Annotated in this window: 28 protein-coding genes, 1 tRNA gene, 1 rRNA gene and 2 other annotated features; of the genes, 3 read left to right on the plus strand and 27 right to left on the minus strand. The window is 40.7% G+C overall.

The features are described from left to right. Positions 1-317: 317 nt before the first annotated feature. The 12 genes from B6F02_RS10760 to rpmG all read right to left on the minus strand — a co-directional run bounded on the left by B6F02_RS10760 (position 318) and on the right by rpmG (position 10,539). Positions 318-926, minus strand: coding sequence for a class I SAM-dependent methyltransferase (locus tag B6F02_RS10760; protein ID WP_080147342.1), 609 nt, complete (start codon positions 924-926; stop codon positions 318-320). A gap of 5 nt (positions 927-931) precedes the next feature. After that, positions 932-2,407, minus strand: a complete 1,476-nt coding sequence (gene fumC, locus B6F02_RS10765; RefSeq protein WP_306293718.1) for a class II fumarate hydratase — start codon at positions 2,405-2,407, stop codon at positions 932-934. A 93-nt stretch (positions 2,408-2,500) separates the two neighbouring features. Further along, a complete protein-coding gene (locus B6F02_RS10770) occupies positions 2,501-3,793 on the minus strand; it encodes a uracil-xanthine permease family protein (protein WP_080147343.1) in 1,293 nt (430 codons plus the stop codon). 336 nt (positions 3,794-4,129) lie between these two features. Beyond that, a complete protein-coding gene (locus B6F02_RS10775; RefSeq protein WP_080147344.1) occupies positions 4,130-5,287 on the minus strand; it encodes an FtsW/RodA/SpoVE family cell cycle protein in 1,158 nt (385 codons plus the stop codon). 43 nt (positions 5,288-5,330) lie between these two features. Continuing rightward, positions 5,331-6,521, minus strand: coding sequence for an FtsW/RodA/SpoVE family cell cycle protein (locus B6F02_RS10780; RefSeq protein ID WP_080147345.1), 1,191 nt, complete (start codon positions 6,519-6,521; stop codon positions 5,331-5,333). A 264-nt stretch (positions 6,522-6,785) separates the two neighbouring features. After that, positions 6,786-7,151: a 50S ribosomal protein L7/L12 gene (rplL, locus tag B6F02_RS10785; RefSeq protein WP_080147346.1), complete on the minus strand. Its 366-nt coding sequence runs from the start codon at positions 7,149-7,151 to the stop codon at positions 6,786-6,788. A gap of 88 nt (positions 7,152-7,239) precedes the next feature. Then, on the minus strand, positions 7,240-7,746 hold the full coding sequence (gene rplJ / locus B6F02_RS10790; RefSeq protein WP_080147347.1) for a 50S ribosomal protein L10: 507 nt from the start codon (positions 7,744-7,746) through the stop codon (positions 7,240-7,242). Between the two features lie 28 nt (positions 7,747-7,774). Continuing rightward, positions 7,775-7,909 (minus strand) — a sequence feature (ribosomal protein L10 leader region). Between the two features lie 111 nt (positions 7,910-8,020). Then, positions 8,021-8,713, minus strand: a complete 693-nt coding sequence (rplA, locus tag B6F02_RS10795; protein WP_080147348.1) for a 50S ribosomal protein L1 — start codon at positions 8,711-8,713, stop codon at positions 8,021-8,023. A gap of 146 nt (positions 8,714-8,859) precedes the next feature. Next, the gene (gene rplK, locus B6F02_RS10800) at positions 8,860-9,285 is read right to left on the minus strand and encodes a 50S ribosomal protein L11 (protein ID WP_143745290.1); all 426 of its coding nucleotides are present in this window, start codon (positions 9,283-9,285) and stop codon (positions 8,860-8,862) included. Positions 9,286-9,454: 169 nt separating this feature from the next. After that, on the minus strand, positions 9,455-10,009 hold the full coding sequence (nusG, locus tag B6F02_RS10805) for a transcription termination/antitermination protein NusG (RefSeq protein WP_080147350.1): 555 nt from the start codon (positions 10,007-10,009) through the stop codon (positions 9,455-9,457). A gap of 145 nt (positions 10,010-10,154) precedes the next feature. Then, positions 10,155-10,331: a preprotein translocase subunit SecE gene (gene secE / locus B6F02_RS10810; protein WP_080147351.1), complete on the minus strand. Its 177-nt coding sequence runs from the start codon at positions 10,329-10,331 to the stop codon at positions 10,155-10,157. Positions 10,332-10,389: 58 nt separating this feature from the next. Beyond that, positions 10,390-10,539, minus strand: a complete 150-nt coding sequence (rpmG, locus tag B6F02_RS10815) for a 50S ribosomal protein L33 (RefSeq protein WP_080147352.1) — start codon at positions 10,537-10,539, stop codon at positions 10,390-10,392. A 271-nt stretch (positions 10,540-10,810) separates the two neighbouring features. On the opposite strand from rpmG, the gene B6F02_RS10820 reads away from it, so the two are divergent. Further along, positions 10,811-11,371, plus strand: a complete 561-nt coding sequence (locus B6F02_RS10820; protein ID WP_080147353.1) for a Gx transporter family protein — start codon at positions 10,811-10,813, stop codon at positions 11,369-11,371. Positions 11,372-11,483: 112 nt separating this feature from the next. On the opposite strand, the gene B6F02_RS10825 is transcribed toward B6F02_RS10820, so the two are convergent. From B6F02_RS10825 to B6F02_RS10885, 13 genes are all read right to left on the minus strand, one after another. Beyond that, positions 11,484-12,116 carry a sigma factor gene (locus tag B6F02_RS10825; RefSeq protein ID WP_080147354.1) on the minus strand — a complete coding sequence of 211 codons (633 nt, stop codon included), beginning with the start codon at positions 12,114-12,116 and terminating at the stop codon, positions 11,484-11,486. Between the two features lie 272 nt (positions 12,117-12,388). Further along, the gene (locus B6F02_RS10830) at positions 12,389-12,952 is read right to left on the minus strand and encodes an NYN domain-containing protein (RefSeq protein ID WP_080147355.1); all 564 of its coding nucleotides are present in this window, start codon (positions 12,950-12,952) and stop codon (positions 12,389-12,391) included. Positions 12,953-12,983: 31 nt separating this feature from the next. Next, the gene (rlmB, locus tag B6F02_RS10835) at positions 12,984-13,850 is read right to left on the minus strand and encodes a 23S rRNA (guanosine(2251)-2'-O)-methyltransferase RlmB (protein ID WP_080147356.1); all 867 of its coding nucleotides are present in this window, start codon (positions 13,848-13,850) and stop codon (positions 12,984-12,986) included. A gap of 28 nt (positions 13,851-13,878) precedes the next feature. Next, complete coding sequence (locus B6F02_RS10840) at positions 13,879-14,289, minus strand: Mini-ribonuclease 3 (protein ID WP_080147357.1); 411 nt, start codon at positions 14,287-14,289, stop codon at positions 13,879-13,881. Continuing rightward, positions 14,286-15,710, minus strand: a complete 1,425-nt coding sequence (gene cysS, locus B6F02_RS10845; RefSeq protein WP_080147358.1) for a cysteine--tRNA ligase — start codon at positions 15,708-15,710, stop codon at positions 14,286-14,288. Before cysS ends, B6F02_RS10840 begins: the two co-directional genes overlap by 4 nt. Before the next feature lie 58 nt (positions 15,711-15,768). After that, positions 15,769-15,995: a binding site (T-box leader), on the minus strand. Positions 15,996-16,000: 5 nt separating this feature from the next. Beyond that, positions 16,001-17,473, minus strand: coding sequence for a glutamate--tRNA ligase (gene gltX, locus B6F02_RS10850; RefSeq protein ID WP_080147359.1), 1,473 nt, complete (start codon positions 17,471-17,473; stop codon positions 16,001-16,003). A gap of 98 nt (positions 17,474-17,571) precedes the next feature. Beyond that, complete coding sequence (gene ispD, locus B6F02_RS10855; protein WP_179128578.1) at positions 17,572-18,270, minus strand: 2-C-methyl-D-erythritol 4-phosphate cytidylyltransferase; 699 nt, start codon at positions 18,268-18,270, stop codon at positions 17,572-17,574. Then, positions 18,267-19,388, minus strand: a complete 1,122-nt coding sequence (locus tag B6F02_RS10860; RefSeq protein WP_080147361.1) for a PIN/TRAM domain-containing protein — start codon at positions 19,386-19,388, stop codon at positions 18,267-18,269. Before B6F02_RS10860 ends, ispD begins: the two co-directional genes overlap by 4 nt. A gap of 19 nt (positions 19,389-19,407) precedes the next feature. After that, a complete protein-coding gene (radA, locus tag B6F02_RS10865) occupies positions 19,408-20,778 on the minus strand; it encodes a DNA repair protein RadA (RefSeq protein ID WP_080147362.1) in 1,371 nt (456 codons plus the stop codon). A 173-nt stretch (positions 20,779-20,951) separates the two neighbouring features. After that, a complete protein-coding gene (locus B6F02_RS10870; RefSeq protein WP_080147363.1) occupies positions 20,952-21,488 on the minus strand; it encodes a dUTP diphosphatase in 537 nt (178 codons plus the stop codon). A gap of 375 nt (positions 21,489-21,863) precedes the next feature. Further along, positions 21,864-22,970 carry an ABC transporter ATP-binding protein gene (locus B6F02_RS10875; protein ID WP_080147364.1) on the minus strand — a complete coding sequence of 369 codons (1,107 nt, stop codon included), beginning with the start codon at positions 22,968-22,970 and terminating at the stop codon, positions 21,864-21,866. 146 nt (positions 22,971-23,116) lie between these two features. Beyond that, on the minus strand, positions 23,117-23,677 hold the full coding sequence (locus B6F02_RS10880) for a sugar O-acetyltransferase (RefSeq protein ID WP_080147365.1): 561 nt from the start codon (positions 23,675-23,677) through the stop codon (positions 23,117-23,119). 33 nt (positions 23,678-23,710) lie between these two features. Beyond that, positions 23,711-24,841, minus strand: coding sequence for a glycerate kinase (locus tag B6F02_RS10885; RefSeq protein ID WP_080147366.1), 1,131 nt, complete (start codon positions 24,839-24,841; stop codon positions 23,711-23,713). Positions 24,842-24,998: 157 nt separating this feature from the next. On the opposite strand from B6F02_RS10885, the gene B6F02_RS10890 reads away from it, so the two are divergent. Both B6F02_RS10890 and B6F02_RS10895 read left to right on the plus strand, forming a co-directional pair. Next, positions 24,999-25,856, plus strand: a complete 858-nt coding sequence (locus tag B6F02_RS10890; protein ID WP_080147367.1) for an SDR family oxidoreductase — start codon at positions 24,999-25,001, stop codon at positions 25,854-25,856. Between the two features lie 62 nt (positions 25,857-25,918). Beyond that, positions 25,919-26,218: a HesB/YadR/YfhF family protein gene (locus B6F02_RS10895; protein WP_080147368.1), complete on the plus strand. Its 300-nt coding sequence runs from the start codon at positions 25,919-25,921 to the stop codon at positions 26,216-26,218. Positions 26,219-26,300: 82 nt separating this feature from the next. On the opposite strand, the gene B6F02_RS10900 is transcribed toward B6F02_RS10895, so the two are convergent. Continuing rightward, a tRNA-Asn gene (locus B6F02_RS10900) sits at positions 26,301-26,373 on the minus strand. A gap of 30 nt (positions 26,374-26,403) precedes the next feature. Then, positions 26,404-26,519 (minus strand): 5S ribosomal RNA (gene rrf / locus B6F02_RS10905). Positions 26,520-26,623 lie beyond the last annotated feature (104 nt).

Here is a 26,623-nt window from a genome sequence, read left to right on the forward strand (position 1 = left end):
CACCCCTCGTTAATATTCAATGTATGGATCCGCTCGTTTTATCCGATCATCAACATTACGTTTAGATTACAATTATGACATTTCGTTTAAACCGCAACCTATTTTGCTGTTTTAGACCAAAAAAAATACAAAAGATTAGTGAAAAATCGACTGATTCATTCTCACATTCTTTTGTTTATCCTTCAGAATCCCGTACGGACAATATTTCGCACAGTTTTCCATTACATACATTGTTTAGCGTCTACTTAGTTTACACTAGAAGAAAAAGCATGTCAAGAGATTCTGAAACTTTTCTCCGACATACTTTTCTATCTCATTTATTGTGCTTTTTTTGATTGAAGAATCCAGTATCCTCTATCCAATGCAATCCGTTCTACATTTCCGAATACGGATTCCATTTTCTTCTGTGCACTGGGCGCTCCTTGCTTTTTCTGAATTACAATCGTTAGTAAGCCGCCGGGTTTCAAATAATCAACAGCCTCTTCCAAAATACGATGGACTGTCTGCTTGCCCGCTCTGATTGGAGGATTTGAAAAAATCCCAGCAAAGGCTTTATGCTGAACAGCTTCATATAGAGACGAAGGATAGATAGAAACATTGCTGACGGCATTGTCCGCTGCATTTTTTCTCGCTAATCCGATGGCCCGTTCATTGATATCGACCATTTCGACTGTCCGTTTTGGATCCAGCTTTGCCAATGTCAGCCCAATCGGTCCATAGCCGCAGCCGACATCCAGCAGGGGACCTTCCGGAAAAACCGTTAGATCTGCTGCATTCAATAAAACTGTTGAACCGTAGTCCACCTTCTCTTTCGAAAATACGCCAGAGTCTGTAGTGAATGTAAAATCCATTCCTCTTAGTTCTGCTGACCATGATTGCTGCTGACTTTTGGACTGCGGAGTGTTTGTATAATAGTGATCGCTCATAAATGTTATACCATCTTTCTAGGATCAGTGTAGTGATCAAAGTCTGTTTCGGAAAGTACCCCTGCAGACATCACCACTTCTTTTAATGTTTTTTCTTCTTCGTAAGCCTGTTTCGCTAACCGACTGGCTTTATCATATCCAATAACAGGTGTCAGTGCTGTTACCAGCATCAGCGACTGATCAACGTAATGCTGCATCCGGCTTTCGTTTGCCTGCAGATCGGTTAAGCAGCGCTGGTTGAAACTTTCAAGACCATCCGCCAGCAGTGTAATGGACTGAATCACATTATAAATAATGACTGGCATATAGACATTCAATTCAAAATTGCCTTGCGATGCAGCAATTCCGATTGCGGTATCATTCCCCATGACCTGTACACAGACCATAGTCAATGCTTCCGCTTGTGTGGGATTTACTTTTCCCGGCATGATCGAACTACCCGGTTCGTTAGCTGGAATCGTAATTTCTGCAAACCCTGTTCGAGGTCCGCTGGCCAGCCATCTAATATCGTTGGCCATCTTCATGGCATTCGCAGCCAGCGACTTCAATGCCCCGTGAAAGTATACAAAAGAATCTTTGCTGGATAAACCATGAAATTTATTTTCTTTCTGAGTAAAAGGCTCTTTCGTCCAGCGGTTCATTTTCTGAATCGCCCGCTCTGAAAACTCCGAAGCTGCATTTAACCCTGTACCAACTGCCGTACCGCCTAATGGCAAGGCATAAAGAGACTCCAGTGCAGTGCGCAGCATATACTGGTTTTGTTGAATCATTCCCAACCAACCATCAATTTCCTGTCCAAAGGTCAATGGCGTAGCATCCTGAAGATGGGTCCGCCCAATTTTAATGGTGTCCTTATACCGATCTTTCAATTCAATCAGTGTCTCTTCTACTTTTGCTAGTACGGGCAGCAATCTCTCATTCACTTTTAAAATTGCAGCGATCTGCATCGCCGTCGGGAAAGTGTCGTTTGAACTTTGTCCTTTATTCACATCATCATTAGGATGGATCCAGTTGTCCGGCTGCCCCTGTTCTTCGTTTGCGATGTGAGCAATCACTTCGTTCAAATTCATATTAGTCTGTGTTCCGCTGCCGGTCTGCCAGACAGATAATGGAAACTCAGTATTTAATATCCCCCATAGCAACTCATCGCATACTCCAGAAATAGCTTCTGCTTTCTCTTCCTCTAAAAGATCCAGTTCTGCATTTGTCAGCGCTGCTGCTTTTTTGATTAAGCTCAAGGCTTGGATAACTTCAGTCGGCATCTTCTCTTGTCCGATCGGAAAATTTTCTAAACTTCTCTGCGTTTGCGCGCCCCATTTTTTAGAAGCGTCAATCCGGACAGTTCCCATAGCATCTGATTCGATTCTTTCTTTCATTATTTGCACACTTTCTAAGTTGGTAGTCTTTTTATTCGTCTCATCTGTTTTTTCATCAATACTTGACTGAAAATAATTTATTTTATTTTCATGATCCTTATTCATTTTACCGTATTGCTTAAAAATATCAAAAAATATCCTAAAAAAATCTTACTAATAAAAAAAGAGGTGCTCAAGCACCCCTTTAAAAGATTTTATTTAAAGTTCAGAGTCGAATACTTCTTCCCTTGGAAGGATCTGGTTCAAAATCACTCCGGTAATGGCACTAAGAGCTGTTCCAGAAAGCGTTACTACGCCTGCCAGGTCAAATACCGCTCCGCCCAACCCTATGACGAGCATGGAGCTGGCAATGATCAGATTCCGCGACTGATTGAAGTCAACTTTGTCTTCGATCATGACTTTCAATCCATTGCTGGCAATAACACCGTAAAGCAGGATCGACATACCGCCTAGGACCGCATTAGGCACTGTAGAGATCAATGCGGTGAATTTCCCTAGGAAACTCAACCCAATCGCAATAAATGCGGCATTTCTAATGACTGAGACAGAAGCGATACGGGTAATGCCGATAACCCCAGTGTTTTCACCATAGGTAGTATTTGCCGGTCCACCGAAAAATGCTGAAACGGCCGTCGCTGCTCCATCGCCAATCAACGTTCTAGACAGTCCCGGATTTTTTAAGAATGGTCGATCTACGATTTTTCCTAAAACAGTGTGGTCTCCAATATGCTCTGATATCGTCACTAAAGCAATCGGCAGGATCGCCCAAGTTTCAGGCCCTAAATAAAAATCATAAGAATTAAAATGTTCTGTTTGAAACGGCAGGTAAAGTTCAGGTAGCGCCAGCCAGTTTGCTTCTAAAACCGGTGTGAAATCTACGATTCCAAGAAGCAAGGCAATCAGGTATCCAGCGACAATCCCCGTTAAAAACGGAATGACTTTGAACAACCCTTTTGCTTTGGTATTAATAAACGCCGTAATTAAGAACGTTGCTACGGCTACGATGACATTCCGCCAGTCGCCATCTGCTACTAATCCCGCGTTTTGCACTGCATTCCCTGCCAATCCAAGACCAATTACCATAATCATCGGACCGATGACAATCGGCGGCAGCAGTTTATCAATCCAGCTTGTTCCCACTACTTTTACCACACCTGAAACAATGATATACAGCAGTCCAACCAGCACAACGCCGGTTTGAGCTGCGCTGATATCACCACCCATTTGCTCAATGGCAATCTGCATGGCTGCAATATATGCAAAAGAAGAACCTAGATAAACGGGTACTTTTGCTTTCGTCGCAATCTGATAGATCAGCGTACCTACTCCACTTGCTAACAACGCAACAGAGACAGGAAGCCCTAATAAGATCGGCACCAAGATCGTTGCACCAAACATTGCAAACACATGCTGCAAGCTTAAAAACAATCCGGTCGCTAATGCCGGTTTATCCTCCACATCTAATATCAATGGTTGTTTGTGTACTGCCATAGTTGATCTCCCTTTCTGGTTTTAAGTGATTTTCTGTATTTTGCGCAAAAAAATACCCTTTGCTTTTTAAGCAAAAGGACCTTAAAATCAGATGGATATCTTTTTCTCCTTCACCAAACTTCTTACTCTTCACCTTTTTATACTAGGCGTCGTCAGAAACTTCATCTAAAGAGAAAATGATTATGTAGCGCTTCTCCATCCTTTTTTACCTCACAGGATAAAATTTAAAGGAATTTTGCTTTTGTAATTGTAGCAATTTCTGCAGGAAGTTGCAACTGTAAATTACAAAAAAACGCTCTGAGTATCCTCAGAACGTTTTTCTTCAAAAGCCGCTGATCATTTCTTTCGGCTTCTTTCTATATTATCTCTAGCTGATATATTCAGTACTAACCCGACAGCAGCCGACAAGATCAACATACTGGATCCTCCGTAACTTAATAACGGAAACGTCATACCAGAGATCGGCATCAATCCGACAACACCGCCGACATTGATCGCTGCTTGAATTAGAAACAGTGTTGCAATTCCAATACACATCATGGATTCGAAACTTTTCTTCGAGCGGATTCCGATTAAATACATACGAGAAATAATTAGTGTCGAAAGAATCAGAACAAGCAAGATTCCAAACAAGCCTAACTCTTCCCCTGTAATCGACAGGATGAAATCCGTATAGGGCTCTGGCAAATATCCTGTCTTCTGTACGCTATTGCCGATTCCTACTCCAAACAGCCCTCCCCGACTCAAAGCATAATAAGATTGCACTAGTTGCAACCCGGCGCCTTCAGCCAATGCAAAAGGATCCCAAAACGCCAAGAACCGCTGATACTGATAATGCGGAAGGAAAGGCAAGTGTTCTCCGTAAGTTCGGACCAGTAATAATATTCCCGAAACAACTGCTGCTCCAATAGCACTGATCTTTAATCCGAATTTAGCTGAAACTCCACTGGCCATAAGCAGCACACAGCTGACCGCCGAGATCACAATCGCTGCCCCAGTATCCGGCTGGATAAAAATCAGTGCAACAATAAAGCCGACCAATAAACCAGGCGCTAATATAGAATTTAAAAATTCGTTTGTAATGACCTTTTGTCTTTTAGACAGCATGTATGATAAATACCAAATGACGACCAGCTTGGCAAATTCAGCAGGTTGGATATTGAATAGAGGGGTTTCGATCCAACCTTTTGCACCATTGATCTCTCTCCCGAAAAACAGGAGAACCAATAATGTAAAAGCCGTTCCGATCGTCACCAGCATAACTAACCTTTTCTTTTTCAATACCCTGAAAGGGAACAAGAATCCCAAGAACGCTAGAATCATGCCGATCGTTACAAATATCGATTGACGAATCAAGTAATACTGGGGATCATCAAAATCTTGAAGCGCCACATAACTGCTGGCACTATATACCATAACCACACTGAATAAAGACAAAATCAAATAAGGAATAGCAAGGTATTTATCTGCATGTTTGATTCTTTCTTTAACCATTCTCGGCTTCCTCTCCTTTATCCGTTATTTTACCGACCAGCCTTTACGCACCCGGATAGAAGTCTTCTCCATCTCCAGAGAAGAAGTACGATTTATGGTGATAACGCATGGACATGATCAAGCCGATTCCCATCATGTTTCCTAAAAGAGAGGATCCACCTTGAGAAATAAACGGCAGTGGAATTCCTGTCATAGGAAGCAAGCCAATACTCATACCGATATTTTCTAAAACGTGGAAGGCGATCATCATAATGACACCTGTCGCAATATAAGCATAAAATTCATTTTTAGTATCATAAACGATTTTTACCATATGATAAATTAAAACAAAATAGATGAAGATCAAAAAAGCTCCACCGATAAATCCAAAATTTTCTCCTATAGTTGAAAAAATCATATCAGATTCTCTAACCGGGATGTGGACTTCAGTAGTACCAAGACCTTTACCAAATATGCCGCCAGATCCTATTGCTTTAAACACTTGCGTTACCTGATATGATGTATCGGATGTCCCTTGATAAGGATTAAGCCATGTATCGATACGGGCGAACTGATAGTTGCTGAATCCAAGCTGTAGTAAAAAGTCACGATTATAGACAACTAATAAAATCAACGTAGTTCCTAATCCGGCTACTGCTAAAAAAGCCGGTAATAAAATTTGCCACTTAATCCCTGACAACAGAACCACTCCAATAAAGACTGCCAAATACACCAGGGTGGTTCCCAAATCGTTCTGCAATAAAACAAGTGCGGTCGGAATAGCAGAAAACAAGGCTAGCTTTCCAATTAATTTAAAGTCACTAGCATAATCGCGATTCTGATAGTGACTGTTATGGCGGGTAACAAGCCTTGCCAACATTAGGATGTATGGAATCTTTACAAATTCTGAAGGTTGGATCGTACCGATCGGACCCAAACGAATCCAAGAACGAGCTCCTGTAGCTGTTTCTAAATTTCTATCATAAAATAAACTGGTAAGAATGAGTAGTAGAATGCCGCCTATATAGAGATAGGTAGTCATTTTCCAAAGCTGCTCTGAATCAAATTGCATAATTACACAGACTGCAATGGCACCTAGTCCATACCAAACAGCTTGCATAATGGTCGGCGCAAGTCCCGCTCCACCCATTAAAGCAGTGGTCGAATAAATCATACTGATACTGATCAACGCTAATAGCATGACGGTTAGTATGATTCCATAGTCAATTTTTTGATTTTCTTTATTGTTGCTCATGTTATTTCTCCTTTAAACGATTCTAATCCTGGTAAGCTTTTGTTTGTCGTTAAAGACAGGGGTTCTCTTCAAAAAAACATTTTAACAGATTCATTCCGGTATTGATAGGTTTATAGGAGATTTAGCAAGAATTCGCCACATAATCGCAAAGGTTTCTTAATGTTTGCGAACGAAAAAACATCCGCTTTCTGATCAAGGATTGACCAGAAAGGGATGCTTTAATGTAAGCTATTATTGTTCGCTTACAGATGTGTCAGAACAAAATTACTTAAGTTCTACAGATCCGCCAGCTTCTTCGATTTTAGCTTTAAGTTCTTCAGCTTCTTCTTTAGAAACGCCTTCTTTAACTGCTGAAGGAGCTCCGTCAACTAATGCTTTAGCTTCTTTCAAGCCAAGACCAGTAGCTTCACGAACCGCTTTGATTACTTTGATTTTAGCTGAACCAGCACTTGTTAATTCAACAGTGAATTCAGTTTGTTCAGCTGCTCCGCCTTCTGCAGCTCCTGCTGCTGCAACTGGTGCTGCAGCTTCAACGCCGAACTCTTCTTCAATTGCGCTTACTAAATCGTTTAATTCAACGATTGTAGATTCTTTTAAATCAGCAATGATTTTTTCGATATCTAATGCCATTTTATATTTTCCTCCAATTTGATTGTTGTTTTTTTAGTTAAATGATAGTGCATGATGATACTCAAGGAACGCGTTTCCGAATCGGAAGTTACGCTGCTTCCTCTTCTTTTTTCTCTGCAACAGCTTTGATTGCCAATGCAGTGTTTCGAACTGGTGCTTGAAGTACAGATAGCAACATAGAAAGTAACCCTTCGCGGCTTGGCAGTTTCGCAATTTTGTTGATTTCTTCAACGCTTGCTACTCGACCTTCTAAGACGCCGCCTTTAATTTCTAAAGCTTCTGCGTCTCCAGCGAAGTCCGCAATGATTTTTGCAGGTGCTACAACCTCTTCATTACTGAACGCTACAGCTGTAGGTCCTTTGAAGACGTCATCTAGCCCTTCTAAACCTGCTGCTGCTGCTGCACGACGAAGCATTGTATTTTTCAATACACGCATTTCGATTCCAGCGTCACGTAATTGTTTACGCAACTCAGTTACTTGCTCAACTGTCAATCCACGGTAGTCTACTACGACTACTGCAGCTGCATCTTCGAATTTTTTCGTAATATCTTGTACTAATTCTTCTTTTTGTGCTAAAACACTTGCTTTGCTCATTGATGTTTCACCTCCTGATAGTTGGTAAAGGGCAATAAAAAAACCCCATGTCTCCGCAGACAAAGAGGGATTGTGTGTTAGTATGGTTATACATCACAATTATCCTCGGTATGATATTAAGGCCGACGCCACATACTGTCTTCGGTATAATTTAACAGTTTCTGATAGACATCTTCTACTGTTTAGTCATCAATGTTCAGTTAATTGCTTAACCTGCATAAGTATAGCAAGCTGCACTCTGCAGGTCAAGAATTAATTGTAAAATTTCAAAAAATTATTTAACTGTTGAAGAATCAACTTTGACACCAGGGCCAAATGTGCTGGCAACAGCCATATTTTTGATATAAACACCTTTTGAGCTTGAAGGTTTTGCTTTTACGATCACATCGTGAAGCGCAGCAAGGTTTTCTTGCAGTTTGTTTACGTCAAAAGAAACTTTTCCGATTGGAACGTGAATGTTTGATTGACGGTCAACACGGTAAGTGACTTGTCCAGCTTTGATGTCGTTAACAGCTTTCGCTACATCTGGAGTAACTGTACCAGTTTTAGGGTTTGGCATTAGGCCTTTTGGTCCTAAGATACGTCCTAGTTTACCTACTTCAGCCATCATGTCCGGCGCTGCAACAACAACGTCGAACTCTAACCATCCACCTTGTACTTTTGCAACCAGGTCGCTGTCGCCTACAAAGTCAGCTCCAGCTTCTTCTGCAGCTTTCGCAGCGTCTCCTTTTGCGAAAACAACAACAGTTGATGTTTTACCAGTTCCGTGCGGCAATACCATTGCGCCACGGATTTGCTGGTCAGCTTGTTTAGGGTCTACACCTAGACGGTATGCAACTTCAATTGTTGCATCGAATCCAGCGTAGTCGATTTCTTTTACTAATTCTAGTGCTTCAGCAGCATCATAAAGTTGTTCTCTATTGACTTTCTCTAAAGCAGCTAAAAACTTTTTACTTTTCTTCGCCATGATTATTTCCTCCTTGTTGTGGTATTAACGGTTTAACCTCCCACTTGTTCTCCTCAGTACGCCAAGATCTTATCCGCTAGTCTATAGAGACTTCAGGCAGATCAAGCGACTAGGGAGACAGCAAGAGCTTAGAGTCTCGGGTTTAATTAACCTTCGACAGTGAAGCCCATGCTACGAGCTGTTCCTTCAACCATACGCATAGCAGCTTCTACAGATGCAGCGTTTAAATCTTCCATTTTTGTTTCAGCGATTTCTCTAACTTGATCACGTGTTACAGATGCCACTTTTTTAGTGTTTGGTTCGCCTGAACCAGACTCAACGCCGGCAGCTTTTTTAAGCAATACAGCAGCTGGTGGTGTTTTAGTGATAAATGTAAATGAACGGTCTTCGTATACTGAGATAACAACCGGAATGATCATTCCTGCTTGATCAGCAGTACGAGCGTTAAATTCTTTACAGAATCCCATGATATTTACTTGTGCTTGTCCTAGTGCTGGTCCTACTGGAGGAGCTGGATTAGCTTTCCCTGCAGGAATCTGCAATTTGACTACGTTTACGACTTTCTTTGCCACGAGACATACCTCCTTGATTTGTTTCGCGAGTGGTTAAATGAGGTTATAGTTTTCCTCTCCCACTATTTAACTGCATGCCAAATATGCATACCGCATATTAGACGTACTGATGTATTCTATAACAATCATATCTATTTGTCAACAACTAATTCAATTTATTTGAACTGAATCAGTCTTTGATTTGTGCGATCTGGTCATACTCAAGTTCTGCGTTTGTTTCACGACCAAACATCTCTACTAAAGCTTTTACCTTGCCTTTTTCTGATTCGATTTCTGTAATCGTACCTTCCATACCGGCAAAAGCTCCGGCGATAATTTTGATGCGTTCGCCGATTTCTGCATCGATGTTGACCTTACGAGGGTTAATACCCATGCTGCGCAAGATTTGATCTACTTCCTCAGGCAATAGAGGAGACGGCTTGCTTCCTGCACCGTGAGATCCGACAAACCCTGTTACACCCGGGGTATTTCGTACAATATACCAAGCATCATCAGACATAATCATTTCTACTAATACGTATCCGGGAAACACTTTGCTTGTAGATACTTTTGTTTCCCCATTTTTTTCTTCATACGTCTGTTCTTCAGGAATCAGCACTTGCAGGATATTGTCTTCCATCCCCATACTTGTAGCTCGTGATTCCAGGTTTTGTTTCACTTTGTTTTCGTATCCTGAATAGGTGTGCAGCACATACCAGGCTTTTGATAATTCTAATTCGTTCATAATAATCTCCTTTATAAGTGTTTTTTTCTCATAATAAAAAACCTTCTGCATCTTTAAAGTCTGAGAAGGTTTTTTGCGTTTGTTTTATACTTAGTTGTCTTGTACCCTTATCATACTGCATTTCCTCTGATTTCTCAAATGAATTTTACAGTAAACTCAATAAAAATGACAGAAGTGAGTCTGTTCCATAAAAGAACACACTGAAGAAAGCAACTACTCCAAATACGGTTAAAATATTTTTGCGCATGTCCTTCGCTGAAGGCCAAGTCGTTTCTTTCAACTCATGCTTAACTTCTCCAAAAAACGTTTTAATTTTACCCATGTTCGTTCCCTCCTACTAACTTTATTCATTGACCATTTAGGACCGGTATCATTCAGGATTACTTTGTTTCTCTATGCAGTGTGTGTTTTCCGCAGTAACTACAGTATTTTTTAACTTCTAATCGCTCTGTACGGACTTTAGCTCCGCCATCTTTTGTATAGTTTCTAGAGCCGCACTCTGTACAGGCTAAAATGATTTTCTTTTTCATTAGATTGATTTCCTCGTTTCTTGGTGGTGCCTGTCGAATTGACTTTTTATTGCATACCAATCTAAATAATACTGTTTACGGTTAAGATAGTCAACCTGAATTCAAAGATCCTTTTAGAAAATGTGTCAGGTTTCGTCGATTCATTCGATAAACTGCTGTTATCGTTTGTGAAATTTGTAAACCCTATACACTTCTTGGCAAAATACTGATAAAATTAGTGGACTAGTATGTAATATCTACGAGAATGAATCAAGCTTAAAGGAAGTCGAATATGACTAAAACGCAGAAAATGATTTATATTGCTTTGCTATCTGCTCAGGCAGTCATTCTAGGATTAGTAGAACGGAGTATTCCATTCCCTTTTGCCTTTGCGCCTGGAGCTAAGTTGGGTATCGCTAATTTAATTACGATTGTTGCACTGTATACACTGCCGTTCAAAGACAGTATGAAAGTGGTGGGAATGAGACTGATTATGACCACTCTGCTGGGTGGAACACTCTCAACGTTTATGTACAGTGCAGCAGGTGCTGTATTGAGTTATCTAGGTATGCTGGTCGTTAAGATAATCGGCAAGCAAAAAGTCAGCATTATCGGGGTCAGTGCAACAGGAGGAATCTTGCATAATTTAGGACAGCTTTTTGTGGCCAGCAGCATCGCCAGGACTTGGACCGTCCTGCTTTACCTGCCGGTATTATCATTTATGGGCATCCTATCTGGAATCGCAATCGGAATAGCTGCAAATTTTTTAATGGATAAAACAGCTGTCATGCGTCGGTTCCGGATTCAATACGAAGCGAAGTCTGAATCGTCTGACTCCAAGGAACATCTCTGAGCTGCGAATCGTTCGCAGCTATTCTTTTTGCGCTTTTATTAGCCTAAGATCACTTGAACAAATAGAACGGTTTCATTCTAATTCGTTCAAAACTTGGCTTATTGTCTCTCAGTTACCCATTATCTTTTTCCGGAAAAAACAATCTTCTATACTTCTGAGCACTGCGGTGTTTGGCATTCATAACTTTTTCTCTGGAACTTTGCGTTGTTTCGGCAATTTCATCGTAGCTAAGCCCAAACATAAACAACATACTGACTGTTCTCTCAAACTTTGATAAGTTCAGTTTATACTCTATCATCGCTTCTTTAATAATCACTTTTTCTGAAGGCGTCAGCTCTTTTGAAATGCCCATTACATGCTGTCCAGCCTGCTCAACAATGCCGTCTAACGATAGTGCTTCTACATTTGATTTTCTTTTTAGTGCAGTCGTCCACCGAATTAACCGGCTGAAATGATTGTCTAAACTTAAAGCTAAGTACTCGTTAAAGCTCATCCCGCGAGTAGAGTCATATTTTTTTGTTGCCTCAACAAAACATTCACTCGCTTCCTGCCACAGATCTTCTTGTTCATATCCTTTTATGTACCGCCAACTCAACGCTCTCTTCAGTATTGGATTGCAGCTTTCGTAGAGATCGCTCAATTTGCTGTCATCACCATTTTGAATCATCTCAATCAACTCCTGATTGACCTTTTCCTCCCCCTCCCAATTGTGATATGCTGACTCTTCATTAAATGCTAAAGTCATTTTTTTCTGCTCCTTTCACTTCTGTATTTTTGTTCACTCTTTCACTTTAATTGCGAAAAAAAGAGATCCCATATATATATACTGCCATAACAGAACTAAATGTCACGATTTTTTTTGTGATTTTATTAACTTTTCTGCTCAACACATTAGATTTATCGAATAGTCCAGCATAGATAATATTGTTCAAAAAAACTATTATCAAGCGTTTTCAATATGCTTTCCAAAGTAAAAAAAGAGCACTTTAAAAGCACTCTTTTTCGTTCACATTTTGTTCACTTTTCAGTGTTTTTGTCTGCACGATTATTTCCGGCATCCGACTGGATCATTTTCTGATATAAGTCTTTTAACCGTTGTTCATCCTGGGATTTTAGAGGAGAGTTGCGCCGATATTGCTGCATTCGGTATAACGTTGCATCAAGCGAGATATTTTTCTTTACCCGCTTGATATCTCGATACAATTCATTCGCTGACTGTCTGGAAGCACCTTTTTGAAAGATAATCCACTGCTCAGCCAAGTCTGAAGTCGCAACAGAAACATTCGTCAGCAGAAAGTTTTCTTCGCCAACTGAGCGCTCAATATAACTGTCAGCTGTCTCACCCTCTTGGGTAAAAATGACCACAACATCGTATTTATCATACCTTTGCTGGATACCAGGAACTAGCTGGGCATCAAACACAATTCTGACTTCCATTTCCTGATATTTGGCATAATTACTGAGTTCGTGCAGCAGCAAATCTCTAGCATCTGCCATTTTATCCATCTTTTTCAGCTTGACTAGTTCCGGCCAAGCACCAATCATATTATAACCGTCTACATATAAGAGTTCCTTTTTCATTGCTCTCCTCCTTTCCTGTATTTTAAAACGATTATAGTGCGTTTCGCTTCCGGAAAACTTCGTACATCAACAGTCCCGATGCTACACTTGCGTTCAGACTTTGTACATTTCCTGTCATTGGAATGGTCAGGGTTTCGTCAACCTTTTCTTTTACTAAACGTGACAAGCCTTTACCTTCATTGCCAATCACTAATCCGATCGGTGAATCCACAGACCACTGGCGGTAATCTTTCCCATCCATATCTGTCCCAAAAATCCATAGGCCCCGTTCTTTCAATTCATCTATTGTCTGTGCCAAGTTCGTTACGCGCACCACTGGAACATATTCGATTGCTCCTGTAGAGGCTTTGGCTACAGTAGAAGTCAATCCAACTGCTCGACGTTTTGGAATAATGATTCCATGCACGCCTGATGCATCGGCTGTTCTCATAATCGAGCCCAAATTGTGCGGATCTTCTATACTGTCCAGCAGCAAGAAAAACGGCGCTTCTGACTTAGCCTCTGCAGCTGCAAACAAGTCTTCCAACTCTGCATACGCAACCGGACTGGCAGCAACAAGTACTCCCTGATGATTTTCACCGTCGCTTAATAAATCAAGTTTGCTTTTAGGAACAAAACTGATTTGAATCTTGCGTTTTTTCGCTTCATCTTGGATGTTTTTAAGTTTGCCGCCAGATAAGCCTTCTTGTATAAATACTTTATTGATGTCTCTTTCTGATTTCAAAGTTTCCAGAGCAGGGATTCTGCCGATCACCATTTCATCTTGAGTAATATTTTGCTCCTGTGTCTGATCTTGTTCAGGTTTTGTTTGAATGCGATTGTTTGAACGCTTCGGACGATGATTGCTGTGTTTATTTTTCGCATTTCCTGATTTGCGCTGGTTGGGTCTTTTCGCCATATTCTGTTCCTCCTTTCAATGATTTAATTTACTGGTCGTTCTGTTGTCTCTGCTCTATTTTTTCAGCACAGTATTGCATGACAGCTGCTACTCTCTCTGACTGTTCGGTTAAATAAAGATAGCCGATAACCGCTTCGAACCCTGAGGACTTATTATACGTAGGCCCATCCGTGTTTTTTGCTTTTGTATAGCTTTTTGCATTTCGACCACGCTTGAAGTAGTTCAGCTCCGTTTCAGTCAAGACTTCTTCTGTCATCATTTCATCCATCAGCCAGGCTTGCGCTTTTGCAGAAACATATTTTGTTGCCAGACGGTGCAGCTGATTCGGTTTTGTCTGCCCTTTTGTCAGTAATCGTTCGCGAATAAATCGTTCATAGACTGCATCTCCCATATAAGCGAGCGCAAGTCCATTCAGCAGTTCGGCATCTTTAGGACTCATACGCTATCCTTTCTTTTCCAGCGAATCCCTTGCGGTGTATCTTCCAGCAAAATTCCCTGTTCTTGAAGGATATCTCTAATTTCATCTGCTCTCGGGAAATTTTTCTCGCTTCTAGCCTGATTCCGCTCTTCAATCAGCGCCTCGATTTCTTCATCTAATAATTCAGTATCCACCGCTGATTCCAGGTCAATGCCAAAAATCGCCATGATTGCTGTTAATTCATTCATCGCATATTGCAGTACGATTTGAGATGCCTCTGAAGCATCCAAGTATCGATTCAGCATTCTGACCATTTCATAGACATCAGTGATCCCGTTTTGCGCTTGGAAGTCATCATCCATGTGCTGTTTGAAGCGACCAATCATTTCATCCCACAAGTGTAATTGACGGTCATCATCTTCCAGTGAAGCTGAAGCGTCACTTAAACGATGATATGCATTAGCATAAGCAGTCTGAATTTTAGTCAGATTCGTCTTTGCTTCTTGTATCGTCTCTTCTGTATAGTTGATCGGACGACGGTAATGGACCGTAGATAGGAGAAAGCGCAACACTTGTGGATCATGAGCCTTTCTCAATTCATTGACGAGCACAACATTCCCGAGTGACTTGCTCATTTTTTCATTTTCCATATTGACGAATCCATTGTGCATCCAATAGTGTGCAAATGGTTCTCCCGTCTTTGCTTCGGACTGCGCAATTTCATTTTCATGATGCGGGAACGTCAAGTCATGCCCACCAGCGTGGATATCAATGGTGTCACCCAAATACTTCGTTGCCATGACAGAGCATTCAATATGCCAGCCTGGACGTCCTTCTCCCCAAGGGGATGTCCAACTGATTTCGTCTCTCTTGGCCGATTTCCATAAAGCAAAGTCCAGTGGGTCCTCTTTCTTCTCATTCTCGATTTCTTCTAAACGATTGCTGGCACCTGTTTCCAGATCGTCTACTGAAATCCCGCTGAGCTTACCATAACCTTGAAATTTGCGCGTTCGATAATACACATCTCCGTCAACTGCATAAGCATATTCTTTTTCAATCAACACTTCAATAAATTGAATAATCTCTTGAATGTTTTCCATCACTCTTGGTGAATGCGTCGGTCTCTTTACATGGAGCGCCTCCGTATCTTCATAATACGCTTCAATAAACCGATCTGCGACTTCTGGCGCTTCAATCTCCAATTCTTTTGCTGCTCTGATAATTTTATCGTCGACATCCGTAAAGTTAGAAACGTAATTCACTTCGTATCCGCGATATTCAAAATATTTTCTGACGGTATCAAACGCTACTGCACTTCTTGCATTTCCAATATGAATGTAGTTATACACCGTTGGACCGCAGACGTACATTCTTACCTTTCCTTCTTCGATAGGCTTAAAAGATTCTTTTTGATTCGTCAGCGTGTTATACAGTTCAATCATCGATCAATCTCCTTTCTCAGCATCCATTTCTATTGAAAAAACCACGTACTCAGCCTCTATAAAAGACGCTGAATACGTGGTTCCACTTTTTTTCAGAACGACAAACATTACAATGCCGGCGTTCCCTTTTCATCTGCTAACGGTGATGAACCGAGACCACCTACTGTATTCATTCAGCAATCTAATTCAAAGAGGCATTTCGTTTAATCGCAAGCCGCCTGTTCTCATCTGCTCAGGCTTTCTGAAGACTGCACTTAAACTACTTTTTCTTATCCTAATATTTGTCGGTATTATACTAATTGTTTTTTGGCTTTTTCTAAGTGTTCTAGTGTTCGTTCTCTGCCAAGCAGTTCAATCGCATCATTTAATTGCGGTCCATGTTGTTGTCCAGTCGCTGCTACTCGGATCGGCATAAACAAGTTTTTCCCTTTTATGCCCGTTTCTTTTTGAACGGCTTTGATTGCTTTTTTGATTTCACCAGCTTCAAACGGTTCAACCTCTTTTAACTGAGCTGTGAAAGCTTCCAAAACTTGAGGAACTGTTTCACCTTTTAAGACTTCTAGTGAATCTGCATCCCACTCAATATCTTCTTCAAAGAATAATGTAGCCAGTTTAGTAATTTCAGCCGCATAACTCATCTGTTCTTGGTAAAGACCCACCAGTTTTTTCACCCATTCGCTCTTTTCAGGGGTCGGGTTAGCTTCCAGATGACCTGCCTCTACTAGATGCGGCACAGCTTTCAGTGTCAATTCGTCTAAGTCTAGTTGTTTCAAGTACTGGTTGCTGATCCATTCCAGTTTTTTTGCATCAAAAGCAGCCGGTGAAGTTCCTAGGCGCTTATGATCAAACATTTCGATAAACGCTTCACGTGAAAACAGTTCATCTTCCCCGACCGGAGACCAACCAAGAAGCGTAATAAAGTTGAATAATGCTTCTGGAAGATACCCTAACTCGCGATACTGCTCAATATACTGTAAAATCGTCTGGTCTCGTTTACTTAATTTTTTACCTGTTTCGCTATTGATGATCAGTGTCATATGACCAAATTTAGGCATGTCCCATCCAAAAGCGTTGTAGATCATCATTTGTTTAGGTGTATTGGCAATATGGTCATCGCCTCTCAAGACATGCGAGATTTCCATATAATGGTCATCGACCGCAACAGCAAAGTTATAAGTCGGCATTCCGTCGCGTTTGCGGATTACCCAGTCTCCTCCAAGAGAATCTGCTTCAAATATGATATCGCCTTTGACCATGTCGTCAAATTTGTAAGTGCTGCCTTCAGGAACTCGGAAACGAACAACCGGCACTAGTCCTTGCGCTTCTTTTTCTTGCTGCTCTTCTGCGGTCAGATGAGCGTGTTTCCCGCTATAATGCGGCATCTCTCCGCGAGCGCGCTGTGCTTCACGTTCTTCTTCAAGTTCTTCCGGTGTCATGTAGCATTTATACGCTTTATCTTCAGCCAGCAGCTGTTCGATCAGCGGATCATAGATGTCTTTACGTTCAGATTGACGGTAAGGACCGTATTGTCCGCCTACATCAGAGCTTTCATCCCAATCGATCCCTAACCATTTCAAGTTGTTCAGCTGGCTTTGTTCACCATTTTCAACATTTCTTTTGATATCTGTATCTTCAATTCTGATGATAAACTCGCCACCATGATGGCGGGCAAATAAATAATTAAATAATGCTGTTCGTGCATTCCCGATATGCAAGTGTCCCGTCGGGCTTGGTGCGTATCTTACACGGACTTTGTTTTCCATAACGATTCTCCTTTTATAACTTAACGATTCTCTTTAAATTTACCATGATTACAAGTGAAATGCTACTTTATCCAGCTGATTGTCTGATAATCCGGAGATTATTTTGCTTTACCCATTAAAGCTTCTGCAATCATGAAATCTGTTGCCGTCGTAATTTTAAAGTTCAACTCTTTCCCAGTCACTACTTTGACCGGATGATTCAATCGTTCTACCAATTCTCCTTCTTCATTTCCAACGAACTCTTCTTGATCTGCTCGTTCATAAGCCTGGATCAACAAGCGGCTTTTGAATGCCTGAGGTGTCTGTACTTGCCAGATTACTGGTCTGTGCAACGTTTGATGGACTTCTTGATTACGCACAACTTTAATGGTATCTCTAGCAGGAATCGCAAAAATAACCGCTTCTTCCACTTTGACGGCATCTAATAAGGTATTTACCATTTCTTGATCTATAAACGGTCTGGCTGCATCATGAACCATTACCTGACCATTTTCCGGATCGTTTAAAGCGGCCAGTCCATTTTTCACACTGTATTGTCTTTCACTGCCGCCAGCAACGAAAGTCAGCTTTTCTGGGAGTGAGCCATATAAGTTTCTAACCTGATGCTGAATCTGCAGACGTTCCATTTCTTGAACAACAAACACGACTTGTTCACACTGCTGATCATTTAAAAAAACACTTAATGCATAATCATATAACGGACGCTGATTCAACTCCAGCAGTATTTTATTTTCTTTAGCACCAAAACGGATGCCGGCACCGGCACCTAAAAGGATCACTTCGTACGTATCTTTCACGATTTTCCCTTCCTATCGTTTTGGTTATCGATCGCCTTTTGACTATGTGCCATTTTAGCAAAAATCATACGTCCGGCATTGGTTTGCAGTGCACTAGTTACAACGACTTTTACTGACTGGTTCATATAGTGTTGTCCTTCTTCTACAACAACCATTGTTCCATCATCCAGATACGCCACACCCTGGCTTCTCTCCGTACCGTTCTTGACGATCATGACCTGCATGTTTTCTCCTGGGATGACGACTGGTTTGACAGCGTTCGCTAACTCATTGATATTTAAAACCGGAACACGCTGGAACTCCGCTACTTTATTTAAATTGTAATCATTTGTAACGACGACACCATCCATTTTCTTCGCAAGATAGACTAGCTTCATGTCTACTTCTTCAGATTCAGTCTGTTCACTGTCATCCATAATCACTTCAATATTATCTTCTTTCTGCAAAGCATTCAGTATATCCAATCCGCGACGTCCTCGAACACGTTTCAAGCTGTCTGAAGAATCTGCAATATACTGCAATTCCTGCAAGACGTGTTGAGAAACGACAAGTACCCCTTCCAGGAAACCTGCTTTCGTGACATCCAGAATACGACCGTCGATTATGGCACTTGTATCTACGATTTTATACTTTTTGAAGGTGTCCCCTTCTTTTCTTTCCAGCACGCCGCTTTCATCAGGTTTTGACGTTCTAGAAGTCAGTAAACGGCGAATCTCTTCGCGTCTTGACGTTGCAAACTGGAAAAAAGTATAAGCTAATACAACCGCTAAAATCAATGGAACAATATCTTTAAGAATCATAATGTTGAGAGCGATAAACGGTATACTAACCAGAATAGCTATAATAAGTCCAATAATCGCACCGACGCTCCCGAATAATAAATAGGAAACACTTTGTTCGCTGAAAAACTTTTCAATCCGGTTGATAACCTTTTGGATCGGTCTGACCGCCTGGAACGAAATCAGATAGAACAAGACCGCGCCAAGCAGCAAACCAACGACCGGGTGAGAAATCCATCCCGGGACAGAAGGGATAAAGTTCATCAATTCTGGAAAGAAATTATACCCCAAACTTCCCCCTACTAGAACAAATGTAAAAATAATCAACTTTTTAATCATCAAATCCTCCTTCCTTGTGCTAGTTAAATGCTTTTTTAATGACTTCTGAAATGGTGGAGCATCCTATAATGTCAATCTCTTTAGGAAATGTCCATCCAGACAGATTGTTTTTTGGAACGAAGATTCTCTTAAATCCGAGTTTTGCGGCTTCATTAACCCTTTGTTCGATTTTAGAGACTCTTCTGACTTCTCCCGTCAATCCAATTTCTCCGATAAAACAGTCGGTTGCTCGCGTTTCTTTTTCTTTATAACTGGATGCAATACTGACAGCAATCGATAAGTCGATCGCTGGTTCATCCAAACGAACACCTCCGGCGGCTTTTAGATAAGCATCCTGATTCTGCAGCAGCAGACCCGCTCTTTTTTCTAGAACAGCCATAATTAATGATACTCTGGAATAGTCTAATCCGCTAGCCGTTCTTTTAGCATTTCCGAAAACCGTCGGTGATATCAGTGATTGAATTTCCACAAGCACAGGCCGTGTCCCTTCCATTGCCGCAACAACTGAAGATCCAGTAGCGCCTGCCAGTCTTTCTTCCAGGAATAATTGAGAAGGATTCAATACTTCCTCCAGTCCACCGTTTCTCATTTCGAAAATACCAATCTCATTTGTTGATCCGAATCGATTTTTGACAGCTCTTAAAATTCTGAACGTATGGTGTCTTTCCCCTTCAAAATATAAAACGGTATCCACCATATGTTCCAACATTCTAGGACCAGCGATATTTCCTTCTTTTGTCACGTGACCGACGATGAAGATTGCGATGTTGTTCATTTTTGCTAATCGCATCAATGTGGCTGTTGATTCACGAACTTGTGAGACACTGCCCGAAGCACTGTCGATTTCCGGATGATGCATCGTCTGAATTGAATCAATGATTACATAATCTGGTTTAATACTTTCAATTGTTTCTTGAATTAAGCTCAGATCCGTTTCTGCATATAAATAAAAATCTGTTCCGCGGAGTTCCAGTCGTTCCGCACGCATTTTGATTTGGCTGGCGCTTTCTTCACCAGAGACATATAAAACTGTCCCGCCGTCATTGTTCAGTTGTGCAGATACTTGCAGAAGCAAGGTGGATTTTCCGATCCCAGGATCTCCTCCGATCAGTACAAGTGATCCGGGTACCACCCCTCCGCCTAATACTCTGTTAAATTCTACTAATTTGGTTTTAACTCGCTCTTCTTTTTCAATGGTAATATCAGTAATCGGTTCTGCTTTTGAAGCTTTCCCGCTGATGGTTACTCGACTTCTGCTGTCGCTTTTCGGTTGAACCCTTTCTTCAACCATTTGGTTCCAGGTTCCGCAGCTTGGGCATTTACCTAAATACTTAGGAGATTCATACCCGCAGTGCTGACAAACAAATACTGTTGGTTTCTTTTTTGCCAATCAAGTTACCTCTTTTGCTGTTTAATTTTAGAAAGACTACCTAATATTAGATAGTCTTTCAAGTTTATAATTCATCTATTCATTATATCATATCAAGGCAAGAAACGAGTTATCTTCACATTATATACATAGAAGGTTCTTCAATCTTTCTCATAATTTATCGAAACGATTCATTATTCTCCAGATGAACCAAAACCACCGATTCGAGTCTGAAATTCTGCTATTTCATTATCAACAATTTCATATGGAGTGAAAATCCCTTGAGCGATACGGTCGCCCTTCTTAACTAGTACATCTTCAATTCCATAATTGATAAACTGAACAAAAATCTCGCCTTCATTATTTTCATTTCCATAATAATCCGCATCAATTACACCAATTCCATTCGGTAAAGCTAATTGTTTTTTCATTGGATTGCTTGAACGATTCGCCAGCATCAGATATTCATTTTCAGGCATATAAGCTTTAATGCCGGTAGGAACTAATGTTGAAGAAAAAACGTTTTGATTTTCTGCAGAAACAGCTTTCCCTTCCATCATGTTTTTTAGCCCATTCTCTGCCAACAACGCTTTCCAGAAAGAAGGCACTACTGTATCTTCTGCCGCTTTAATGTCATATCCTGCCGAACCTCTTGTTGCTCTTTTTGGCAGTTCAATATTCTGTTCTTCATATTTTGATACTACTTCAAATCCACGTAATCGTTCGTTCATTATACTTTATCTCCTCTAAAATCATATGACACTATTTTACATGAAAATACATTCGCTTAAAACCTCTTTTGTGTTACATTCCCCCTATGTATATATTGTGATTTTATAAAATATATTACGAACAGTTATACTAAATGATTTGTTTTATATGGACTGATTCTCCCTTGTTATTTTAAGCCGTCAAGTAACGGGAAATAACGATAAAGAAGATAAGACCACAGATTCAAATATGAAGTAAAATAAATATACCTGAATAGCTTTAACAATGAAATCATTAAAACTGTTCAGGTATTTAGTGCAAAAAAACCTCTCTAATACGAGTAATATTAGAGAGGAAAAGGGATAACAATATTAGGTCTTCTCTGACCGATTTAATCAGCGAATGACATTTGTTGTTTCAGGATCAAAGAAATGTGATTTACCCATATCGAAAGCTAAATCTACATTTTCACCTGGCGAGTGGTAATCACGCGCATCTACACGAGCTATAAATTCTACACCGCCGACTTCAGAATACAGCATTGTTTCTGCACCTAGAAGTTCTGATACGGCAACTTTGGAAGTAATAACAGTATTCGGCGAAGCATCCAATGCTACTTGTTCACTGTGAATATCTTCTGGACGGATACCAAATACTAATTTAGCACCATCAGTGTACCCTTTTTCACGCAGCATTTTCAATTTTCCTTCTGGAACTTCAATAGTCATTCCATTATCATTTGTAATTTTATTTCCATTCAATGTTACGTTGAAGAAGTTCATAGCAGGAGAGCCAATGAACCCCCCTACGAAAACATTTACAGGAAAATCGTATACTTCTTTAGGTGTTCCGATTTGTTGAATGAACCCATCTTTCAAGATAACGATTCGATCAGCCATCGTCATCGCTTCTGTCTGGTCATGGGTTACGTAGATAGAAGTTGTATTCAAACGTCTATGCAGTTTAGCAATTTCAGCACGCATCGCTACACGTAATTTCGCATCCAAGTTGGATAACGGTTCATCCATTAAGAATACTTTTGCATCACGAACGATAGCACGTCCTAAGGCAACACGCTGACGCTGTCCACCAGAAAGTGCTGCTGGTTTACGGTTCAATAACTCTGTCAGTCCTAAAATGTCAGCCGCGTTATCTACACGCTTTTTGATTTCATCTTTTTTATATTTACGTAATTTCAAACCGAAAGCCATATTGTCAAATACAGTCATATGCGGGTACAAAGCGTAGTTTTGGAATACCATTGCGATATCGCGATCTTTTGGTGCAACATCATTCATCATTGTATCGCCGATCCACAATTCGCCGTCAGTAATTTCTTCTAGCCCGGCAATCATTCTAAGTGTTGTAGACTTTCCACAACCTGAAGGTCCTACAAAGACGATAAATTCGCGGTCTTTGATTTTCATGTCGAAGTCTGAGACGGCATAGTCATCAGAGTTATCATAACTTTTATAAATATTCTTCAAAGCGATTTCTACCATTACATCCACCAATCCTTTTCTGTTCTGAATTAAAGTTGTTTATCCTGTGCTTTACACTTATTATATTATTGTAAACGGTTTTATTATTCTACGTAAACGTGCACAAAAATATTCAAGTGTTTTGTGCACGTTGACTAAATCAGATTTTATTTACTTTCAGGAATCGTTTTGATGACGCGAGCTGGATTGCCTGCAATCACAACATTATCCCCAAAAGATTTTGTAACGACGGAACCTGCACCCACCACAACATTATCTCCCAGCGTTACGCCTCCGATAATAGTAGCGTCAGATCCAACCCAGCAATTATCACCTATTTTAATTGGACGTCCAAACTCCAAACCAGAATTTCGTTCGATTGGATCTAGAGGATGTTCCGGTGTTACTAGACTGACACGCGGTCCAAGCATTGCGTTATCGCCAATTGTTATCGGACAAACATCCAGCATCACAGCATCAAAATTTGCATAAAATCTTTCTCCGACAGAGATATTTTCTCCATAATCGATTCTCAGTCCTGGCTCGACATGAATCTTTTCTCCTGTTGCACCAAAAATCTCTTTGATCAGGTTTGACCGTTCTTGTTCCACTTCCAACTGACTGTAAGTATGCGCTAATTTGTGTGCTCTAATACGAGCTTTGATCAGCTCTTCATCTGATGGGTCATAAAAATCTCCGTTGATCATTTTTTCGCGTTCTGTCTTCATTATCGATTCCCTCTACTTCTTGATTAGTATTTTTTACTTTCTTAGTCGGAAAGCTCTATACGCTGTTTCTCCCGCCTCTGCTGCCAATTCTTCCACTTCAGAGATAGCCTCCTCCAAAGTCATTGGTCGATTGACCAGATCAATAATCAAATCGATTCCAGCCTGATATACTTTCTGCATATTATTTTCTCTTCCACCGACGATGGCTATCACCGGTAAGTTATATCTTTTAGCTGCTTTTGCGATACCTACAGGTGCTTTTCCTTGGATAGATTGACCATCCATTTTACCTTCACCAGTAATGACAAGATCCGCTTCAGCAAGTGCTCGATCTAACTGGATCAGTTTCAGCACCTCATCGATTCCGCTTTTCATTTCCGCATTGCAGAAGGCCATTAACCCAAATCCAAGACCACCGGCCGCTCCAGCTCCACTAATTGACTTCCATTCTCCCTGCAATTCAGTTTCTACTAAATCTGCATAGTGCTCTAAGGCGCCATCATAGTCTTCGATGTCAGAAGCTGCTACTCCTTTTTGCGGTCCAAATACTTCAGTCGCTCCATTGACACCAGTTAATGGATTGGTTACATCTGATAAAATCGTAAAAGTACAAGCAGCCAGTCTAGAATCCAAAGAAGAAATATCTACTGAGCTGAGCGTCTTCAGTCCTTCTATTCCAGGTGCGATTTCGTTTCCATTACTATCCAGAAGTTTTGCACCTAATGCCTGCGCCATTCCGGCACCTCCATCATTCGTTGCACTTCCGCCAAGACCAATAAATAATTCTGTTGCCCCTTTATCTAACGCCGCCTTGATTAACTCCCCGGTTCCATATGTAGTCGCTTTGACAGGAGAATCATTTAATTCTTTTAAATGAAGGCCAGAAGCTTCTGCCATTTCTACTACTGCCTTTGTCTCACTCAACATGCCGAATCGAGCAGCCACTTGAGCATTATAAGGACCTTGAACATTTACCTCATGATAAACACCATCCAAGTTTTCAACTAGTGCCTTAACAGTCCCTTCTCCCCCATCTGCAATTGAGAATATTTCCGTTTCAACGGCATCGTCGATTCTTAGAATACCTTTTTCTATACATTCACCGATTCTTTTAGAATCTGCGCTTCCTTTGAATGAATCAGAAGCGATTACAATCCTTGTCATTGTCTTATCCCTCCAATCAAAATTTAAATTTATCATACCAGATTCTTTACTAGTATGCACAGTCGATGGAATTGACTTTGTTCACGAATACTCTTAAAATTGAAACCAGAATAGAACAAATCCACTTAATTGAACGGTAGAATTGGAGGAACATTGCATGAAAATAGCCATCACAGGTGCAACTGGCCATTTGGGGAATACGGTCATTCAGGAACTGCTCGACAAAAAAGGTAATGACACTATTATTGCAGTTGTCCGCAACAAAGAAAAGGCAGACAAGCAATTTCCTGCAGCAATAAATATTCGCTATGGCAATTATAATGATTATGCTTCGCTGCTTAAGGCTTTTTCAGAAGTAGATAAACTTTTGTTTATTTCCAGCCCTAGCAATGATGATATGGAAAGGGTTGTACAACATGCAACCGTCATTAAGGCTGCTCGTGATGCTTCGGTAGGTCAAATATATTATACAAGCTTTTCGCATGCTGATCATTCAACCATTTCGCTGGCAAAATTACATCTGGCTACGGAAGCAGCGATAAAAGTCTCGAATTTAGATTATACTTTTATTCGCAATCCTTTATATTCAGAAGTCTTTATCAACGCTTCATTAAAAGAGTCTGTTGCTTCTGGAGAGTTGGTTACTAACACCGGTAAAGGAACACTGAATACAGCTAGTCGTGATGATCTTGCTAAAGCTGCTGCAACGCTCTTATGTACAGATGGTTATCGTAATGAAATCGTTGATCTCGCTTCATCACATCTGTGGAGTTTCGATGATCTTGCTGAAACCTTGACTGAAGCCAGCGGGAAAAAGGTCATCCATCGCGCAGTATCTCAACCTGAAGCTATTCAACACTTTGTTGCATCTGGAATGCCGGAACCGGCTGCTGAATTTACAGCAGAAATGTACCAGGCGATTTCCGATGGAGATATTTCGCAAACAGAACCTCATCTAACCAAGCTGATTGGACAAGAAACTACTTTAAAAGAAATGGTTTTTCGTTCAATATAGCCTTAATAAGCGTATCAATGACATACACAATCTAAGTTTGCCCAAAACAAAGGAGCATATTCATGAAAATAGAAGTTACAGATAAAGCTGTCAACTGGTTCGAGGACGAACTAGCTTTAGACAAAGGCGACGCTATCCAGTTTTTTGGAAAGACATATGGGAATACTGAAGTGCATGAAGGATTCTCTGTAGGAATGAGAGTAGACCAACCAGATAAAGAGCCCATGGCACAAAAAGAAGTGAATGGGATCACTTATTATGCCGAAATAGAAGATGATTGGTTTTTTAGCGGATACAATTTAGAAGTAGATTTTGACCCTGAGCGCGAAGAACCGATTTATCATTTTCATGAAGATAAATAATCCTATTGAAAAAGAGCCATACGACTAATATTTGTTCAGTCGTATGGCTCTTTACTATAAATAAAAAAAGGGTATAAAAAAACTCCGCAAGCAGGGCTCGAACCTGCGACAACGCGATTAACAGTCGCGCGCTCTACCAACTGAGCTATTGCGGAATCAAAAATAAAAACTATAAAAAAAGAGCTGCACGGCAACGTCCTGCTTTCACAAGGGGAAACCCCTCACTATCCTCGGCGCTGGGAAGCTTAACGGCTGTGTTCGAAATGGGAACAGGTGGATCCTTCCCGCCATCATTACCGCACAATGACTCTTTTCTATTGTAAGAGAACCTTGTTCTCTGAAAACTAGATAGCTGATCTTGCTCACTCACATGTTTGACAACACCGCATACGCTTAGACCAACAT

It is taken from the genome of Marinilactibacillus piezotolerans (genome assembly GCF_900169305.1).
GTDB classification, from domain to species: Bacteria; Bacillota; Bacilli; order Lactobacillales; family Carnobacteriaceae_A; genus Marinilactibacillus; species Marinilactibacillus piezotolerans_A.